This is a genomic window from Variovorax sp. JS1663 (assembly GCF_002157355.1).
Classification (GTDB): domain Bacteria; phylum Pseudomonadota; class Gammaproteobacteria; order Burkholderiales; family Burkholderiaceae_C; genus Variovorax.
The window spans coordinates 12,248-30,975 of record NZ_LYMK01000050.1 but is presented as its reverse complement, the minus strand read 5'-3'; the positions used below and the strand labels follow the sequence as shown (position 1 = coordinate 30,975).

General features: G+C 66.9%; 13 protein-coding genes. 8 read left to right on the top strand and 5 right to left on the bottom strand.

The genetic code is table 11. The features are described 5' to 3' along the window. Positions 1 to 84 precede the first annotated feature (84 nt). From aceE to lpdA, 3 genes are read left to right on the top strand one after another with little or no spacing between them, the layout of a single operon-like run. Complete coding sequence (aceE, locus tag A8M77_RS29295; protein ID WP_086924989.1) at positions 85 to 2,811, top strand: pyruvate dehydrogenase (acetyl-transferring), homodimeric type; 2,727 nt, start codon at positions 85 to 87, stop codon at positions 2,809 to 2,811. Between the two features lie 45 nt (positions 2,812 to 2,856). Further along, the gene (aceF, locus tag A8M77_RS29290) at positions 2,857 to 4,518 is read left to right on the top strand and encodes a dihydrolipoyllysine-residue acetyltransferase (protein WP_086924988.1); all 1,662 of its coding nucleotides are present in this window, start codon (positions 2,857 to 2,859) and stop codon (positions 4,516 to 4,518) included. A 10-nt stretch (positions 4,519 to 4,528) separates the two neighbouring features. Beyond that, complete coding sequence (gene lpdA / locus A8M77_RS29285) at positions 4,529 to 6,361, top strand: dihydrolipoyl dehydrogenase (RefSeq protein ID WP_086924987.1); 1,833 nt, start codon at positions 4,529 to 4,531, stop codon at positions 6,359 to 6,361. Between the two features lie 86 nt (positions 6,362 to 6,447). On the opposite strand, the gene A8M77_RS29280 is transcribed toward lpdA, so the two are convergent. Continuing rightward, positions 6,448 to 7,005 carry a C40 family peptidase gene (locus tag A8M77_RS29280; protein ID WP_086924986.1) on the bottom strand — a complete coding sequence of 186 codons (558 nt, stop codon included), beginning with the start codon at positions 7,003 to 7,005 and terminating at the stop codon, positions 6,448 to 6,450. Between the two features lie 273 nt (positions 7,006 to 7,278). Between A8M77_RS29280 and A8M77_RS29275 the strand changes: the two genes are divergently transcribed. Beyond that, positions 7,279 to 8,364 (top strand): PQQ-dependent sugar dehydrogenase, encoded by a 1,086-nt coding sequence (locus A8M77_RS29275; RefSeq protein WP_086925006.1) that lies wholly within the window; start codon positions 7,279 to 7,281, stop codon positions 8,362 to 8,364. 85 nt (positions 8,365 to 8,449) lie between these two features. Continuing rightward, positions 8,450 to 9,052, top strand: coding sequence for an isochorismatase family protein (locus tag A8M77_RS29270; protein WP_086924985.1), 603 nt, complete (start codon positions 8,450 to 8,452; stop codon positions 9,050 to 9,052). On the opposite strand, the gene A8M77_RS29265 is transcribed toward A8M77_RS29270, so the two are convergent. Beyond that, positions 9,049 to 10,164 (bottom strand): 3-deoxy-7-phosphoheptulonate synthase, encoded by a 1,116-nt coding sequence (locus A8M77_RS29265; RefSeq protein ID WP_086924984.1) that lies wholly within the window; start codon positions 10,162 to 10,164, stop codon positions 9,049 to 9,051. The two genes, A8M77_RS29270 and A8M77_RS29265, sit on opposite strands and share 4 nt — an antisense overlap. Before the next feature lie 109 nt (positions 10,165 to 10,273). Here A8M77_RS29265 and A8M77_RS29260 point away from each other — a divergent pair, with 109 nt between their 5' ends. Beyond that, positions 10,274 to 11,305: an isocitrate/isopropylmalate dehydrogenase family protein gene (locus A8M77_RS29260; protein ID WP_086924983.1), complete on the top strand. Its 1,032-nt coding sequence runs from the start codon at positions 10,274 to 10,276 to the stop codon at positions 11,303 to 11,305. Between the two features lie 17 nt (positions 11,306 to 11,322). Here the strand turns inward: A8M77_RS29260 and A8M77_RS29255 are convergent, their stop codons facing one another. From A8M77_RS29255 to A8M77_RS29245, 3 genes are all read right to left on the bottom strand, one after another. Further along, entirely contained in the window at positions 11,323 to 11,823 is a 501-nt protein-coding gene (locus tag A8M77_RS29255; RefSeq protein WP_086924982.1) for a flavodoxin family protein, read from the bottom strand. Positions 11,824 to 11,851: 28 nt separating this feature from the next. Next, complete coding sequence (locus A8M77_RS29250) at positions 11,852 to 12,604, bottom strand: alpha/beta fold hydrolase (RefSeq protein WP_086925005.1); 753 nt, start codon at positions 12,602 to 12,604, stop codon at positions 11,852 to 11,854. Between the two features lie 69 nt (positions 12,605 to 12,673). Beyond that, a complete protein-coding gene (locus A8M77_RS29245) occupies positions 12,674 to 13,573 on the bottom strand; it encodes a DMT family transporter (protein ID WP_086924981.1) in 900 nt (299 codons plus the stop codon). A gap of 87 nt (positions 13,574 to 13,660) precedes the next feature. Between A8M77_RS29245 and A8M77_RS29240 the strand changes: the two genes are divergently transcribed. Together A8M77_RS29240 and A8M77_RS29235 are read left to right on the top strand one after the other, a co-directional pair. Continuing rightward, the gene (locus tag A8M77_RS29240) at positions 13,661 to 15,622 is read left to right on the top strand and encodes a propionate--CoA ligase (RefSeq protein WP_086924980.1); all 1,962 of its coding nucleotides are present in this window, start codon (positions 13,661 to 13,663) and stop codon (positions 15,620 to 15,622) included. 185 nt (positions 15,623 to 15,807) lie between these two features. Beyond that, positions 15,808 to 18,687 (top strand): 2-oxoglutarate dehydrogenase E1 component, encoded by a 2,880-nt coding sequence (locus tag A8M77_RS29235; RefSeq protein ID WP_086924979.1) that lies wholly within the window; start codon positions 15,808 to 15,810, stop codon positions 18,685 to 18,687. The last annotated feature ends 41 nt before the right edge of the window (positions 18,688 to 18,728 follow it).

Here is an 18,728-nt window from a genome sequence, read left to right as displayed (position 1 = left end):
CACTTATTTCTGTGAGAAACTCCGCGCGCTGCCGGTTCCGGCACTAAATTACCCAGCCACAACCCCTTCAAAAAGGAGACAAGCATGTCGGCACTTCCCGAGAACCGCTTCGGTTCCGCCGCCAATGACACGGACGCCCAGGAAACCCGCGAATGGATGGATGCCCTGTCCGCCGTGATCGAGAGCGAGGGCCCCGAGCGCGCGCACTTCCTGCTCGAACAGCTCCTGGAGCACGCGCGTCAGAACAGCATCGACAAGCCGTTCTCGGCCAACACCGCTTACGTCAACACCATCGAGGCCAACCAGGAAGAGCGTTGCCCCGGCAACCTGGAGATCGAGGAGCGCCTGCGCGCCTACATGCGCTGGAACGCGATGGCCATGGTGGTGAAGGCCAACCGCCACCATCCGCCGGAGGGCGGTGACCTGGGCGGTCACATCGGCTCCTTCGCCTCGCTGGCCAACATGTTCGGCGCCGGCTTCAATCACTTCTGGCACGCCGAAAGTGAGAACCATGGCGGCGACTGCCTCTACATCCAGGGCCACGTCTCCCCAGGCATCTATGCGCGCGCCTACCTCGAGGGCCGCCTGACCGAGGAGCAACTGCTCAACTTCCGCCAGGAGGTCGACGGCAAGGGCCTGTCGAGCTATCCGCATCCGAAGCTGATGCCCGCGTTCTGGCAGTTCCCCACCGTCTCGATGGGCCTGGGCCCGCTGATGGCCATCTACCAGGCGCGCTTCCTCAAATACCTGCACGCCCGCGGCATCGCCGACACCGCCAACCGCAAGGTCTGGGTGTTCTGCGGCGACGGCGAGATGGACGAGGTCGAATCGCTGGGCGCGATCGGCCTGGCGGCTCGCGAGCGGCTGGACAACTTGATCTTCGTCATCAACTGCAACCTGCAGCGCCTGGACGGCCCGGTGCGCGGCAACGGCAAGATCGTCCAGGAGCTGGAAGGCGAATTCCGCGGCTCCGGCTGGAACGTCATCAAGCTCCTGTGGGGCAGCAACTGGGATCCGCTGCTGGCGCGCGACAAGGACGGCGCGCTGCGCAAGATCATGATGGAGACGAACGACGGCGACTACCAGTCGTTCAAGGCCAACGACGGCGCCTACGTGCGCAAGCATTTCTTCGGCCGCGATCCGCGCACGCTGGAGTTGGTCGCCAAGATGAGCGACGACGACATCTGGCAGCTGCGCCGCGGCGGCCACGACTCGCAGAAGGTCTACGCCGCCTTCCACGCGGCCGTCAAGCACACCGGCCAGCCGACGGTGCTCCTGGTCAAGACGGTCAAGGGCTTCGGCATGGGCAAGATCGGCGAGGGCAAGAACACGGTCCACCAGACCAAGAAGCTGGGCGACGAGGACATCAAGGCCTTCCGCGACCGCTTCAACATCCCGATCCCCGACAGCCAGCTTGCCGACCTGCCGTTCTACAAGCCGGCCGACGACACGCCCGAGATGAAGTACCTGCACGAGCGCCGCAAGGCGCTGGGCGGTTACCTGCCGCACCGCCGCGTCAAGGCCGACGAGAGCTTCACCGTGCCGTCGCTCGACACCTTCAAGGCGGTTCTGGAGCCCACGGCCGAGGGCCGCGAGATCTCCACGACGCAGGCCTACGTGCGCTTCCTCACGCAGCTGCTGCGTGACAAGGCGCTGGGTCCACGCGTGGTGCCGATCCTGGTCGACGAGGCGCGCACCTTCGGCATGGAAGGCCTGTTCCGCCAGGTCGGCATCTACAACCCCGATGGTCAGCAGTACACCCCGGTCGACAAGGACCAGGTCATGTACTACAAGGAAGACAAGTCCGGCCAGATCCTGCAGGAAGGCATCAACGAGGCCGGCGGCATGGCGAGCTGGATCGCTGCCGCTACCTCGTACAGCACCAACAACCGCATCATGGTGCCGTTCTACGTGTACTACTCGATGTTCGGCTTCCAGCGCATCGGCGACCTGGCCTGGGCGGCCGGCGACATGCAGGCACGCGGCTTCCTGCTGGGCGGCACGTCGGGCCGCACCACGCTCAACGGCGAGGGCCTGCAGCATGAGGACGGTCACAGCCACATCCTGGCCAACACCATCCCCAACTGCGTGAGCTACGACCCGACCTTCGCGCACGAGGTCGGCGTGATCCTGCACCACGGCCTCAAGCGCATGGTCGAGAAGCAGGACAACGTCTACTACTACCTGACCCTGCTCAACGAGAACTACGCGATGCCCGGCCTGCAGCCCGGCACCGAGGAGCAGATCGTCAAGGGCATGTACCTGTGCAAGCAGGCGCCGGCGATCAAGGCCGCCAAGGGCAAGGAGGCGCCAACGGTGCAACTGCTCGGCAGCGGCACCATTCTGCGCGAGAGTATCGCAGCGCAGGAGTTGCTGGAGCAGGACTGGGGCGTCGCCGCTTCGGTGTGGAGCTGCCCGAGCTTCAACGAGCTCACCCGTGACGGCCAGGAAGCTGATCGCTGGAACCTGCTGCACCCGACCGAGACGCCGCGCGTGCCCTTCGTGGCCGAGCAGCTGTCGGCGACCACCGGCCCTGTCGTGGCATCGACCGACTACATGAAGGCCTACGCCGAGCAGATCCGCCCCTTCATCCCGAAGGACCGTACCTACCGCGTGCTGGGCACCGATGGCTTCGGCCGCAGCGATTTCCGCAGCAAGCTGCGCGAGCACTTCGAGGTGAACCGCCACTACATCGTGGTGGCCTCGCTCAAGGCCCTGGCCGACGACGGCGTCGTGCCTGCGCAGAAGGTGGCCGACGCGATCAAGAAGTACGGCATCAACGCCGACAAGATCAACCCGCTCTACGCGTAAACAACAAGCAACAACCCATTGCGCCTCTAGGGCGGGAGACACGACATGGCTATTGTGGAAGTGAAGGTGCCGGACATCGGCGATTTCGATGAAGTCGCGGTGATCGAAGTGCTGGTGAAGGTCGGTGACACGGTGAAGGCCGAGCAGTCGCTGATCACCGTGGAGTCGGACAAGGCGTCGATGGAGATTCCGTCGAGCGCGGCCGGCGTGGTGAAGGAACTCAAGGTCGCGGTCGGCAGCAAGGTCACCGAAGGCTCGGTCGTTCTGGTGCTGGAAGGCGAGGGGGGCGCGGCCGCGCCGGCTCCGGCGCCTGCGCCAGCCCAGGCGGCGGCCCCGGCGCCTGCTGCGGCTGCACCCGCGCCCGCCGCTGCCGCGCCGGCCGCGGCGACCGGCCCGGTCGAGGTCAAGGTGCCCGACATCGGCGACTTCAAGGACGTCGCGGTGATCGAGGTGCTGGTCAAGGCCGGCGACCAGATCAAGGTGGAGCAGTCGCTGATCACCGTCGAGTCCGACAAGGCCTCGATGGAGATCCCGTCCTCGGCGGCCGGTGTGCTCAAGGAACTCAAGGTCAAGGTGGGTGACACGGTCAACGTGGGTGACCTCATCGCCGTGCTCGAAGGCAGTGCCGGCGGCGGTGCCGCGGCACCCGCACCCGCGCCAGCGGCCGCGGCCCCGGCGCCCGCCAGCGCGCCGGCTGCGGCACCCGCTGCGTCTGCATCCGCGCCTGCGCCCGCAGCGGCTGCCGCTCCCGCGCATGACCCGACCGTGGCACCCAGCGGCAAGCTGCCGCACGCCTCGCCGTCGGTGCGCAAGTTCGCCCGCGAACTCGGCGTGCCGCTGGAAGAGGTCAAGGGCAGCGGCCTCAAGGGCCGCATCACGCAGGAGGACGTGCAAAGCTTCACCCGCGCGGTGATGAGCGGCGCGGCCAGCACCAAGGCGGCGGCCGCCAAGGCGCCGGCCGGTGGTGGCGAGGCACTGGGCCTGCTGCCCTGGCCCAAGATCGACTTCACCAAGTTCGGCACCGTCGAGCGCAAGGACCTGTCGCGCATCAAGAAAATCAGCGGCGCCAACCTGCACCGCAACTGGGTGATGATCCCGCACGTCACCAACAACGACGAGGCGGACATCACCGAACTGGAAGCCTTCCGCGTGGCGACCAACAAGGAGAACGAGAAGTCCGGCGTCAAGGTGACCATGCTGGCCTTCGTCATCAAGGCCGTGGTCGCGGCCTTGAAGAAGTTCCCCGAGTTCAACACCAGCCTGGACGGCGACACCCTCGTCTACAAGCAGTACTACAACGTCGGCTTCGCGGCGGACACGCCCAACGGCCTCGTGGTGCCGGTGCTCAAGGACGCGGACAAGAAAGGCATCCTGCAGATCAGCGCCGAGATGGGCGAACTCGCCAAGAAGGCGCGCGACGGCAAGCTCGGCTCGGCCGACATGCAGGGCGGCTGCATGTCGATCAGCTCGCTGGGCGGCATCGGCGGCACGCACTTCACGCCCATCATCAATGCGCCGGAAGTGGCCATCCTCGGTCTGTCGAAGGGCCAGATGAAGCCGGTGTGGGACGGCAAGCAGTTCGTGCCGCGCCTGACGCTGCCGCTGTCGCTGTCCTACGACCACCGCGTGATCGACGGTGCTGCCGCGGCACGTTTCAACGCCTACCTCGGTCAGGTCCTCGCGGACTTCCGCCGCGTTCTCCTGTGAGGTGCCGACCATGAGCGAAGTGCAAGTCAAGGTTCCGGACATCGGTGATTTCGCCGAGGTCGCGGTCATCGAGGTGCTGGTCAAGGCTGGCGACACCGTCAAGGTCGAGCAGTCGCTGATCACCGTCGAGTCCGACAAGGCCTCGATGGAGATCCCGTCCTCGCATGCCGGCGTCGTCAAGTCGGTGGCGGTGAAGGTGGGCGACAAGGTGAGCGAAGGCTCGGTCGTGTTGACGGTCGATGCGGCAGAGGCTGGCGCGGCTGCGCCGGCGCCTGCACCCGCGGCGCCCGCACCGGCTCCGGCCGCGAGCGCGCCGGCACCGCAGGCCGCCGCTGCGCCGTCGCCGGCGCCTGCCGTGGCCTCGAGCTACAGCGGCTCGGTCGATGTCGAATGCGACGTGCTGGTGCTGGGCGCCGGCCCCGGTGGCTATTCCGCTGCCTTCCGCGCGGCCGACCTGGGGCTCAACGTGGTGCTGGTCGAGCGCTATGCCACCCTGGGCGGGGTCTGCCTGAACGTGGGTTGCATCCCGTCCAAAGCGCTGCTGCACGTGGCGGCGGTGATCGACGAGGTCAAGCACTTCGCCGACTTCGGCGTGGCCTACAACGAGCCCGTCATCGACCGGGCCAAACTGCTGGCGCGCAAGAACAAGGTGGTGGGCAAGCTCACCAGCGGCCTCACCGCGATGGCGAAGATGCGCAAGGTAACCACCGTGCGGGGCATCGGCGAGTTCGTCGATCCCTACCACGTCAAGGTGCAAGAAACCTCGGGCGATGGCAAGGATGTCACCGGCAGCAGCAAGACGGTGCGCTTCCGCCACTGCATCATCGCGGCCGGCTCGCAGGCCGTGCAGTTGCCCTTCATGCCCAAGGATCCGCGCGTCGTCGATTCGACCGGCGCGCTGGAGCTGGGCGTGGACCCCAAGCGCATGCTGATCCTGGGCGGCGGCATCATCGGCCTCGAGATGGGCTCGGTGTACTCCACCCTGGGCGCGCGCCTGGACGTGGTCGAGATGCTCGACGGCCTGATGCAAGGCGCCGACCGCGACCTGGTCAAGGTGTGGCAGAAGCTCAATACGCCACGCTTCGACAACATCATGCTCAAGACCAAGACGGTCGGTGCGGAAGCCACCAAGGAAGGCATCCGCGTCACCTTCGAGGGCGAGCAGGCACCCAAGGAGCCCCAGGTGTACGACCTGGTGCTGCAGGCGGTGGGCCGCAGTCCCAACGGCAAGAAGATCGGCGCCGAGAAAGCGGGCGTGAACGTGAGCGACCGCGGCTTCATCCCGGTGGACATCCAGATGCGCACCAATGTGCCGCACATCTTCGCCATCGGCGACATCGTCGGTCAGCCCATGCTGGCGCACAAGGCGGTGCACGAGGCGCACGTGGCGGCCGAGGTGATCGCCGGCGAGCAGAAGGGCGACAAGGAACTCTCCAGCGCCGCGTTCAATGCGCGCGTGATCCCGAGCGTGGCCTACACCGACCCGGAAGTGGCCTGGGTCGGCCTGACCGAGGACCAGGCCAAGGCCGAGGGCGTGAAGGTCGAGAAGGGGCTGTTCCCGTGGACGGCCTCCGGCCGGGCCATCGCCAATGGCCGCGACGAGGGCTTCACCAAGCTGCTGTTCGACGCCGAGACGCACCGCATCGTGGGCGGCGGCATCGTCGGCACGCACGCCGGCGACATGATCGGGGAGGTCGCCCTGGCGATCGAAATGGGTGCCGACGCAATCGACATCGGCAAGACCATCCACCCGCACCCGACGCTCGGCGAAAGCATCGGCATGGCGGCCGAGGTGGCGCACGGCAGCTGCACGGACGTGCCGCCGGTCAAGAAGCGCGGATGACCGCGACCGGCCGATCACGGCCGGGCCGGCCAAACAAAAACCCGCCAGCGGCGGGTTTTTTTATGGGGCAGGGAAGCGAGAGGTGCCTACTCGCCGGACGCGGCCTTGACCTCTTCCGAGCCGCTCAGCACGCGGCGGGCCCCGTTGAAGCGGCGCTGCCAGTAGCTGCCGTTCATGTCTTCGACTCGCACTTCGGCCCCGGTGCGGGGTGAATGGATGAACTTGCCTTCGCCGACGTAGATCCCAACGTGGCTGAAGGCGCGGCGCATGGTGTTGAAGAACACCAGGTCGCCGGGCTTGAGTTCGCTGCGGTCGATCTTCTGGGTGGCAGCGGCCTGCTCCTCGGCGCGGCGCGGCAGCAGGTGGCCGACGGTCTGGTTGTACATGGCGCGGACGAAGCCGCTGCAGTCGAAGCCGGTTTCTGCCGTGTTGCCGCCGCGCTTGTAGGGAACGCCCAGGAAGCCGATCGCGGTCACGACGAGGTCCGAGGTGCGGTCCACGACGGTCTGGCGGACCTGGTGAAACTGGCCGATCAGTCCTTTCTCCGCCAGCATGGCATCCATCTCTTCGGAGCGGTCCTGCTGCGGTGCGGCATGAGCGGCAAAGGCGAGCAGGAGGCAGGCGGGGAGAATGAAAAATCGCATGGCGCGTAGGATATGGATGACAAAAAGTGATGTCAATTTCAAGAGAATCCGAGATTTTGCACGCAACTCATTGTCAGGAATAGTGTTTTTTCTCAATGGAATTGAATGAATTGTAAAGTTCAACGTTATGGGCCATAAGCTCTTAGGTTGATGTAAACCAAAAGTTTTGAAATAAAGACGGCTCGCATTGCGAATTTTTTGGGCTCGGCCAAGTCAAGGAGCACCATGAAGTTCTTTTCCGCATGCACCACGAAGCGCTGGCGGGCCGCCGGGATGGCTGTCCTCGCGATGGCCGTACTTGACGTGGCGGCCGCTGCGCCGCGGCCGGAGGTAGTCGCTTCCGGCCTGGAAAACCCCTGGGGCGTGGCCTTTCTGCCCGACGGTCGTTTCGTGGTCACGGAAAAGCCCGGCCGCATGCGCGTCGTTGGCGCCGACGGCCGGCTCGGTTCGCCGCTGGCCGGCCTGCCGCCCGTTGCTGCCGGCGGGCAGGGCGGCCTGCTGGACGTGCTGGCCGACTCGGCCTTCCAGCGCAACCGCACCTTGTACTTCTGTTTCTCCGAGCCCGATGCCGCCGGTTCGGCCAACAGCACCGCGTTGGCGCGTGCCCAGCTCTCGACCGACGGCAGCCGCCTGGAGAACTTGCGCGTCGTCTTCAGCCAGCGCCCGAAGGTGGCCAGCCGCCATCATTTCGGCTGCCGCATCGTCGAGGCGAAGGACGGCACCCTGTTCCTGACCCTGGGCGACCGCTTCAGCCGCAAGGAGGACGCCCAGAAGCTCGACAACCATCTGGGCAAGCTGGTGCGCATCACCAAGGACGGTGCGGCGCCGCCGGACAACCCCTTCGTCGGCCGGGCAGGCGCGCTGCCCGAGATCTGGAGCTACGGCCACCGCAACGGCCAGGGCGCCGCGCTGGCGCCCGACGGCAAGCTCTGGATGCACGAGCACGGCCCGCAGGGCGGCGACGAGATCAACCTCCCCGAGCCGGGCCGCAACCATGGCTGGCCGGTGATCACCTACGGCGAGAACTACGGCGGCGGCAAGATCGGCGACGGCATCGCGCACAAGGAGGGCATGGAGCAGCCGCTGCACTACTGGGTGCCCTCGATCGCGCCCTCGGGCATGGCCTTCCTCACCAGCGACCGCTATGGCGCCGCCTGGAAGGGCAACCTCTTCGTGGGCTCGCTCAAGTTCGGCTATCTTGACCGCATCGAGCTGCGCGATGGCAAGGTGGTGGCCGAGCATCGCCTGCTGGAGGACGGCCGGGCCCGCATCCGTGACGTCAAGCAAGGCCCCGATGGCCTGCTTTATGTGTTGACCGACGAGTCGAACGGCAAGCTGATCCGGCTGCAGCCCGATTGAGTCGGCAGCAGCGGGCTGGGGCGCCGCGTTCGGTGGTACGGTCTAGGGCTTTTTCAGCTCCCAGCTTTCCCGAAAGACGTTCCCCATGCTGCTCGACGCCTCGCAATCCCAACTGGTCCTGGTCGACTACCAGCAGCGCCTGATGCCCGCCATCCTCGAGGGCGAGGCCGTGCTGGCGAATGCCGTGCGCCTGGGCCGGATGGCGCGCCTCGTGGAGGTCCCGATCTGGGGTACCGAGGAGAATCCGTCCAAGCTCGGCGAGAACATGCCCGATGTACGCGTGCTGTGCCAGCGTACCCTGCCCAAGATGCACTTCAGCGCCGTGGAGGAGGGCCTGGCCGACTGGCTGCGGGCGCCTGCGAAGGCGCCCCAGGGCAATGCCCGCAGCCTGCCCAAGCACCTGCAGAAGCCGAAGCAGCCTGCCGAGGAGCGCAACACGATCGTGATCGCCGGCTGCGAAGCCCACGTGTGCCTGCTGCAGACCGCGCTGGACCTGCTGGAGGACGAGTTCGAGGTCTGGGTGGTGACCGATGCCTGCGGTTCGCGCACCGAGCGCAACCGCGATGCCGCCTTCGACCGCCTGGCCGGCGCCGGCGCCGAACTGGTGACCACCGAGATGGTCGGCTTCGAGTGGCTGCGCACCGCCGAGCATCCCCGCTTCAAGGACCTGCTGGCGCTGATCCGCTAGGCCTTCCGCCGCGCGCGCACCGCGACGGCCAGCGACTGCAGCACCGGAACCGTCTGCGCGAAGCCGATGCAGGCATCGGTGACCGACACGCCATGCTTCAGCGGCACGCCGGGCACCATGTCCTGCCGGCCTTCCTCCAGGTGGCTCTCGATCATCACGCCGGCGATGCGCCGCTCGCCGGCGGCGATCTGCGCTGCCACGTCATCAGCGACCTCGACCTGGCGCCGATGCTGCTTGCTGCTGTTGCCGTGCGAGACGTCGATCATCACCTGCTCGCGCAGGCCCTGTGCGCGCAGCACCTCGCAGGTCGCGGCCACGTCCGCGGCCGAGTAGTTGGGCGTCTTGCCGCCGCGCAGGATCACGTGGCAGTCGTCGTTGCCGCGGGTCTCGAAGATGGCGGCCATGCCCATTTTCGTCATCCCCATGAAGGCATGCGGCGCCCGCGCCGCGAGGATGGCGTCGGCCGCGACCTTGATGCTGCCGTCGGTGCCGTTCTTGAAGCCGACCGGGCAGCTCAGGCCCGAGGCCAGCTGGCGATGGCTCTGGCTCTCGGTAGTGCGCGCGCCGATCGCGCCCCAGGCGATCAGATCGGCGATGAACTGCGGACTCAGCAGGTCCAGGAACTCGGTGCCGGTCGGCAGGCCCAGCATGGTCAGCTCCAGCAGCAGGCGCCGGGCGCGCTCCAGCCCCTCGTTGATCGCGAAGCTGCCGTCCAGGTGCGGGTCGTTGATGTAGCCCTTCCAGCCGACCGTGGTGCGCGGCTTCTCGAAGTAGGTGCGCATCACGATGAGCAGGTCGTCATGCAACTCGTCGGCCACCGCCTTCAGCTGGTGACCATATTCGAGCGCCTGGTCGTGGTCGTGGATCGAGCAGGGGCCGACCACCACGACCAGCCGGTCGTCGCGGCCATGCAGCACGTCCGCGATCGCGGCGCGGCTGGCCTCCACCGGCGCGAGCGTGTCGTCGCGCACCGGCACGCGCTCCTGCAGCAGGGCCGGCGTGATCAGGGGACGGACGGCGCCGATGCGCACGTCGTCGATGCGGGTGGTGTCCAGGGTGCTGTCGCGGGAGCCGATCTCGGCATCGTGAAGAGGGTCATCCAGGCGGGGCATGGGCGTGGGCGTGGGGTTGGTTCGAGGATGCGGCAGATTGTCCGCTCATAATCGCCTGGCCCTCGCGACGAACGGGGGCTCGCTTTTTTCCATTGCACGGAGTCCCCGCATGTCCCAAGTCATTCCCGCCACCCTGATCGCCGGGGACGGCATCGGGCCCGAGATCGTCGATGCGACGCTGGCCGCTCTCGACGCCCTGAAGGCGCCCTTCGAGTGGGACCGCCAGGTGGCCGGTCTGGCCGGCGTGCAGCAGGCCGGCGACCCGCTGCCCAAGGCCACGCTGGACAGCATCCGGCGCACCCACCTCGCGCTGAAGGGGCCGTTGGAAACGCCCTCCGGCGGCGGCTACCGCTCCTCGAACGTGCGCCTGCGCGAGGAGTTCGGCCTCTATGCCAACCTGCGGCCGGCCCACACCATCATCCCCGGCGGGCGCTTCGACAACATCGACCTGATGGTGGTGCGCGAAAACCTCGAGGGCCTGTACATCGGCCACGAGCACTATGTGCCGATCGACGGCGACCCGCATGCGGTGGCCATGGCCACCGGCATCAACACGCGCCAGGGCTGCCGCCGCCTGCTCGAGTTCGCCTTCGAGACCGCCGTCGCGCTGGGCCGCAAGAAGGTCACGATCGTGCACAAGGCCAACATCATGAAGGCGCTCACCGGCATCTTCCTGGAGACGGGCCTCGAGCTGTACGAGCGCAAGTACAAGGGGAAATTCGAGCTCGACAGCGTCATCGTCGATGCCTGCGCGATGAAGCTGGTGCTCAATCCCTGGCAGTTCGACATGCTGGTCACGACCAACCTGTTCGGCGACATCCTGTCCGACCTGGTGGCGGGGCTGGTCGGCGGCCTGGGCATGGCGCCGGGCGCCAACATCGGCAGCGAGGCGGCCATCTTCGAGGCGGTGCACGGCTCGGCGCCGGACATCGCCGGCAAGGGTGTTGCCAATCCCACGGCGCTGCTGCTGGCCGCGGCGCTGATGCTCGACCATTGCCGGCTGCCAGACCTGGCCACGCGCCTGCGCAAAGCCATCGACGAAACCCTGAACATCGACAAGGTGCGCACCGGCGACCTGGGCGGCAACGCGGGAACCGCGGCCTTCACCCAGGCGCTCGTGAGCCGGATCGCCAACGGCTGAGCGGCGCGCGAGGGCGCCTAGAACACGCCCAGCGCGAGCCCCGCGGCCATCGCCTCGCCCAGGGTTCTGCAGCGGGCGAGGTCGTCGTCTCCGATCTGCTTGGGCGCCAGGATGGCCTCCGGCGTCTGCGCGTGGGTGCACACGATCAGCGGCTCCGCCACCCGCCTGAGCCGCCAGCCGGTCGCGATGCGCTCGATCTGCCGGGCCGCGTTCTGCCCGTCGCTGCCGGCGCAGATCAGCGTGGCATAGGGGCGGCCGTTGATCTGGTCGAGCGCCCCGTAGTAGCTGCGGTCGAAGAAATCCTTGAGCTGCCCGCTCATGGAAGCGAGGTTCTCCGGCGTGCCGAAGATATAGCCGTCCGCGGCGAGCACGTCGGGGGCGCTCGCCTGCGCTGCCTGCAGCAGCCGCACCTCGATTCCCGTGTCCGGCGAGGCGCCCGCGTGTGCAGCTTCGACCATCTGGCGCGTGCCGCCCGTCATCGAGTGGTAGACGATCAGCAAGGTCTTCGGCGTGCTCATCACCGGCGCCTGTCGTTGTCCGGTCGCTTCACGCGGACGAAGCGACCCAATCCCATACCTGCGAAGGGGCGTCGACCATGACGTTGTGGCCGTGCGGCCCGAGATCCCGGGCACCTGGATCAAGGGCGCAGAGCTGCTCCATCGTCACCAGCGCGTCATGGCCGCCGCGGCCCAGATGGACCGGGCAGCGGGCCAGTGTCATCAGCTCCGACATCGGCGGCTTGCCCACGCCATGGGCACGAGGGTCCATGGCGAGACGCCATCCGTCGCCGTCGCGCTCGATGCCACGCGCCGCCACGGGTGCCTCGGCATCCGCAATCCCGGCCAGGCCGGCGACCTTCAGGTACCGCTCCGAAGCCGCTTCCTTCGTCGGAAATCTCCTGGCGGGCTGGGAGGCGAGCATCTCCATGCGGTGGAGTTCATCGTCGTTCCACGCGACCTTGATGCCGGCACCCAAGACACGGTGCGGCGCGACGCCGAACCAGCCCGTGGCCAGGGCGAGCGCGATCACCCCGCCGAGCGAGTGGCCGAGCACCACGAGACGCCCTGCGGGGTCGACGTGCGGCAGCACCGCGCGCGCGATGGAGGCGGCGCACTGGCCGATGCCATAGCTCTGCTGCCGGTCGGATTGGCCGTGCCCGGGCAGGTCCACGACCAGCCAGCGGCCGCGCCAGCGGGCGCCGGCCTCCGCGCAGAAGGGCGACCACACGGCACCCGTCGCGCCCATTCCGTGCAGCAGGAGGAGCAGGTCCGCTCCTTCGCCGCCTTGTTCCATGTACATGCCCATCGCCTCCATCTCATCTTCGGACGAGCGAGATTAATCGCCCGCTCCCCGCGAGGCCGGATCCGCTCAGGGCTGCGGGAAGGCCTTGGTACGCTGCAGGGACCAGCCCAGCGTCATTCCTGCGGCGGCAACCAGGATGGCGGCCGAGCCGACGAGTTGCAGCGGCTTGAGCCGGTGGTCGAAGGCGACGAAGTCCACCACCATGGCGACGATCGGATAGAGGAAGGACAAGGCGCCCACCGAATGCGTAGGCAGCTTCTGGATCGCTCCGTACAGCAGCGCGAACACCAGGCCGGTGTACACCGCGCCCATCACCACGAAATCGGCCCAGACACGGTAGCCGGTCGGAAGATTCGTCAGGTCCGAGAAGGGCGCGATCATGAGGGCCCCGACGCAGACGTGGATCAGCGCGATGAGGTGCGGCGGCATGTCGCCGAGCTTCTTGGTCACGATGGCCGCGACCGCGTAGAAGAACGCGGCGCCGAGCGCCATCAGGACGCCGACGATGTATTCGGTGTCGGGGCCCGCATAGGCGGCCGCGGACGGCCTGGCCTGCACGATCAGCAGCACGCCGGCGAACGCGATGCCCAGCCACGTGAGCTTGGTGGCCGTGATGCGCTCTGAAAAGAAGATCGCGCCGAGGCCGATCAGCATGAAAGGCTGCGTGTTGTAGACCGCGATGGCGACGGAGATCGACGCCCGGGAGAAGGAGGCGAAGATCAGCAGCCAGTTCAGCACGATCGCCACGCCGCCAAGGGCGGCCCAGCCGATCTGCCTGAGCGAGAGCTTGCCGGGCAGCGATCCCGTGAGGGCGCAGACCCCCACCAGCGTGGCCGCACCGAAGACGCAGCGCCAGAAGAGCAGCTGGATGACGGGCTGCCCGGAGTAGACGACGAACCAGCCGATGGTTCCGGAGATCAGCATGGCCGCCATCATCTGGAGCGTGCCGATGGTTTTGTTGTTCATGCTTCGGGAGCGCTTCCGTCGGGTGTTGGGTGGCAGTATTGTCTCCTCGATCGCTGTCAGCCAACTGCAAGGCAGGTATCAATAATTATGAATTCAGTTCTCGACAAACTGGGTTCGACACAGGAGACAAAGCCCATGAGTTATGCCGCCTTCTATCGCCGTTCCATCGAAGCGCCGGAGGCCTTCTGGGCTGAGCAGGCCAAGCTGATCGACTGGCAGATCCCGCCGCGACAGATCCTCGACGAGAGCCGGCCGCCGTTCGTGCAGTGGTTCGCGGGCGGCACCACCAACCTGTGCCACAACGCGGTGGACCGGCATCTCGCACAGCGTGCCGACCAGCCCGCCCTGATCGCGGTGTCCACCGAGACCGGGACCGAGCGTACCTACAGCTTCCGCGAACTGCATGGCGAGGTGCAGCGCGTCGCAGCCGGCCTGGCGGCGCTCGGCGTGGGGAAGGGCGATCGGGTGCTGATCTACATGCCCATGATTCCCGAGGCCGCCTTCACCATGCTGGCCTGCGCGCGGCTGGGAGCGATCCATTGCGTGGTCTTCGGCGGATTTGCCAGCGTCTCGCTGGCCTCGCGCATCGAGGACGCCACGCCCAAGGTGGTCGTCAGCGCGGATGCCGGCTCGCGCGGCGGCAAGGTGATCGCGTACAAGCCGCTGCTGGACGAGGCGATTCGCCTGTCGACGCACAAGCCCGGCGCGGTGCTGTTGTTCGACCGCGGCCTCGCGCCGATGGGTCTTGTCGAAGGCCGCGATCACCTTGCGGCACCCTTTCTGGAGAAGCACCGTGACGCCCGGGTCCCCTGCACCTGGCTGGACGCGACCGACATCAGCTACACCATCTACACCAGCGGCACCACCGGCCGGCCCAAGGGCGTGCAGCGCGACGTCGGCGGCTATGCGGTGGCGCTGGCGGCCAGCATGAAGCACATCTTCGACGGCCGCGCCGGCGAGACCTATTTCTCCACCAGCGACATCGGTTGGGTCGTTGGCCACAGCTACATCGTCTACGGTCCGCTGATCGCCGGCATGGCCACCCTCATGTACGAGGGCCTGCCCACCCAGGGCCTCAACCGGCAGCCCGACGGCGGCATCTGGTGGCAATTGGTCGAGAAGTACCAGGTGACGGTGATGTTCAGCGCCCCGACCGCCGTCCGCGTGCTCAAGAAGCAGGACCCGGCGCTGCTGAAGAAATACGACCTTTCAAGCCTGCGCGCGCTGTTCCTGGCCGGCGAGCCCCTCGACGAGCCCACCGCCCGCTGGATCAGCGATGGCCTGGGCGTGCCCATCATCGACAACTACTGGCAGACCGAATCGGGCTGGCCCATCCTCACGGTGGCCAACGGCGTGGAGCGCACGCCCAGCCGCTTCGGCAGTCCCGGCATCCCGATGTACGGCTACAAGGTCAAGATCCTGCATGAGTCCACCGGCGAGGAATTGAAGGGCGCCAACGAGAAGGGCGTGGTGGTGATCGAGGGCCCGACGCCGCCCGGCTTCATGCAGACGGTGTGGAAGGACGACGAGCGCTTCGTCAACACCTACTGGAAGAGCGTGCCGGGCAAGCTGGTGTACTCCACCTTCGACTGGGGCATTCGCGACGAGGACGGCTACTACTACATCCTGGGCCGCACCGATGACGTCATCAACGTCGCCGGCCACCGTCTGGGCACGCGCGAGATCGAGGAAAGCATCTCCGGCCATGCGAAGGTGGCCGAGGTCGCGGTGGTCGGCGTGGCCGATGCGCTCAAGGGGCAGGTGGCGATGGCCTTCGTGGTGCCGAGGGACGGCGCGGTGCTCGGCGATGCCCAAGCGGCTCTCGCACTGGAAGGGGAGGTCATGAAGCAGGTGGCAGATCAACTCGGCGCGCTGGCCCGGCCCTCGCGAGTGCATTTCGTCGGCGTCCTGCCCAAGACCCGCAGCGGCAAGCTGCTGCGCCGGGCGATCCAGGCCGTGTGCGAAGGGCGCGATCCCGGCGACCTGACCACCATCGAGGACCCCGCCGCCCTGCGGCAGATCAGGCAGTTGCTCGGCGTTCAGGAGTAGGAGGCCGGCCTCCGACCAAAGAGGGCTTGTCGAGGCGGCTGCGCCGTCACATATTTGCCATGGCACAATGCCAAGGTACTCGGCCCTTCCCAGCCACAGTCGCATCCGCCAACCGGTTCAGCCGTGTCGCGGAAGGTTTCTTAACCAGCTAATGCTTCCCCCAGGGAAGCGAAGGTCAGCGCAATATGAGCGATTCGACGTCCTCCGCGTCCATTTATCACGCCTACCAAGGCAACACCTACCTCTTCGGCGGCAACGCGCCCTATGTCGAAGAGATGTACGAGAACTATCTCGCCAACCCCGGCAGCGTCCCCGACAACTGGCGCTCCTACTTCGACGCGCTGCAGCACGTGCCGGCCACTGACGGCAGCACCACGCGGGACGTCCCGCACCAGCCGGTCATCAACGCCTTCGCCGAGCGTGCCAAGCAAGGCACGACGCGCGTGGTGCAGGCCAGCGGCGCCGACTCCGAGCTCGGCCGCCAGCGCACCGCGGTCCAGCAGCTGATCGCCGCCTACCGCAACGTCGGTGCCCGCTGGGCCGACCTCGATCCGCTCAAGCGCGCCGAGCGTCCGGCCATTCCCGAACTGGAGCCCTCGTTCTACGGCTTCAGCGACGGTGACCTGGAGACGGTGTTCAACACCAGCAACACGTTCTTCGGCCGCGACACCATGTCGCTGCGCGATCTGCTCAACGCGCTGCGCGAAACCTACTGCGGCACCATCGGCGCCGAGTACATGTACATGACCGACCAGGGCCAGAAGCGCTGGTGGCAACAGAAGCTGGAGAGCGCCCGCACCAATCCCAAGCTCTCGACCGAGCAGAAGAAGCACGTCCTCGAGCGCCTGACGGCCGCAGAGGGCCTGGAGCGCTTCCTCCACACCAAGTACGTGGGCCAGAAGCGCTTCTCGCTGGAGGGCGGCGAGAGCTTCATCGTCGCCATGGACGAGCTGATCAACCAGGCCGGCACCAAGGGTGTGCAGGAAATCGTGATCGGCATGGCCCACCGCGGCCGCCTCAACGTGCTGGTCAATTCGCTGGGCAAGATGCCCGCCGACCTGTTCGCCGAGTTCGACCACACGGCGCCGGAAGACCTGCCCAGCGGCGACGTCAAGTACCACCAGGGCTTCAGCTCCGACGTGTCCACCCCTGGCGGCCCCGTGCACCTGAGCCTGGCCTTCAACCCCTCGCACCTGGAGATCGTGAATCCGGTGGTCGAGGGCTCCGTACGCGCCCGCATGGACCGCCGTGCCGACCCGCTGGGCAAGCAGGTGCTGCCCGTGATCGTCCACGGCGACGCTGCCTTCGCGGGCCAGGGCGTGGTGATGGAAACGCTCGCGCTGGCCGAGACCCGTGGCTACTCCACCGGCGGCACGGTGCACATCGTCATCAACAACCAGATCGGCTTCACCACCAGCGACCCGCGCGACAGCCGCTCGACGCTGTACTGCACCGACATCGTCAAGATGATCGATTCCCCGGTACTGCACGTGAACGGCGACGATCCCGAAGCCGTGGTGCTGGCCACCCAGCTGGCCCTGGAGTTCCGCATGGAGTTCCAGAAGGACGTGGTGGTCGACATCGTCTGCTTCCGCAAGCTGGGCCACAACGAGCAGGACACCCCCTCGCTGACCCAGCCGCTGATGTACAAGAAGATCAGTGCCCACCCCGGCACGCGCAGGCTCTACGCCGACAAGCTGGCGACGCAGGGCCTGGGCGACACGCTCGGCGACGACCTGGTGAAGGCGCAGCGTGCCGCTTTCGATGCCGGCAAGAACACGATCAACGCCGTCCTGACCAACTTCAAGAGCAAGTACGCGGTCGACTGGAGCCCCTTCCTCAACAAGAAGTGGACCGACGCCGGCGACACCGCCATTCCACTGGCCGAGTGGAAGCGTCTGTCCGAGCGCATCACCAAGGCGCCCGAGAACTTCACCGTGCACCCGCTGGTCAAGAAGGTGCTGGACGACCGCGCCGCCATGGGCCGCGGTGAGATCAACGTCGACTGGGGCATGGGCGAGCACATGGCCTTCGCCTCGCTGGTGGCCAGCGGCTACCCGGTGCGCCTGTCGGGCGAGGACAGCGGCCGCGGCACCTTCACCCACCGCCACGCCGTGCTGCACGACCAGAACCGCGAGAAGTTCGACGAAGGCACCTATGTGCCGCTGCAGAACGTGGCAGAGAACCAGGCGCCCTTCGTCGTCATCGACTCCATCCTGTCGGAAGAGGCGGTGCTGGCCTTCGAATACGGCTACGCCTCCAACGACCCCAACACGCTGGTGATCTGGGAAGCGCAGTTCGGCGATTTCGCCAACGGCGCGCAGGTGGTGATCGACCAGTTCATCGCCTCGGGCGAGGTGAAGTGGGGCCGCGTCAACGGCATCACGCTGATGCTGCCGCATGGCTACGAAGGGCAGGGCCCCGAGCACAGCTCGGCGCGCCTGGAGCGCTTCATGCAGCTGTCGGCCGACACCAACATCCAGATCGTGCAGCCGACCACGGCCAGCCAGATCTTCCACGTGCTGCGTCGCCAGATGGTGCGCAACCTGCGCAAGCCGCTGGTCATCATGACGCCGAAGTCGCTGCTGCGGAACAAGGACGCGACTTCGCCGTTGTCCGAATTCACCAAGGGCAGTTTCCAGACCGTCATCCCCGACAACAAGGAACTGAAGGCCGACAAGGTCAAGCGCGTGATCGCCTGCTCGGGCAAGGTTTACTACGACCTGGCGAAGAAGCGCGAGGAGAAGGGCAACGACGACGTGGCCATCATCCGCGTCGAGCAGCTCTATCCTTTCCCGCACAAGGCCTTCGGCGCCGAACTCAAGAAGTACCCCAACCTCGTCGACGTGGTGTGGTGCCAGGACGAGCCGCAGAACCAGGGCGCCTGGTTCTTCGTGCAGCACAACATTCACGAGAACCTGCAGGAAGGCCAGAAGCTCGGCTACGCGGGCCGCGCCGCCTCGGCGTCGCCGGCGGTCGGCTACTCGCACCTGCACCAGGAACAGCAGAAGGCGCTGGTCGACGGTGCCTTCGCCAAGCTCAAGGGCTTCGTGCTGACCAAGTAAGAACATCCAAGCCTGCGAAGAAACACGAAGCGGAACTCTCA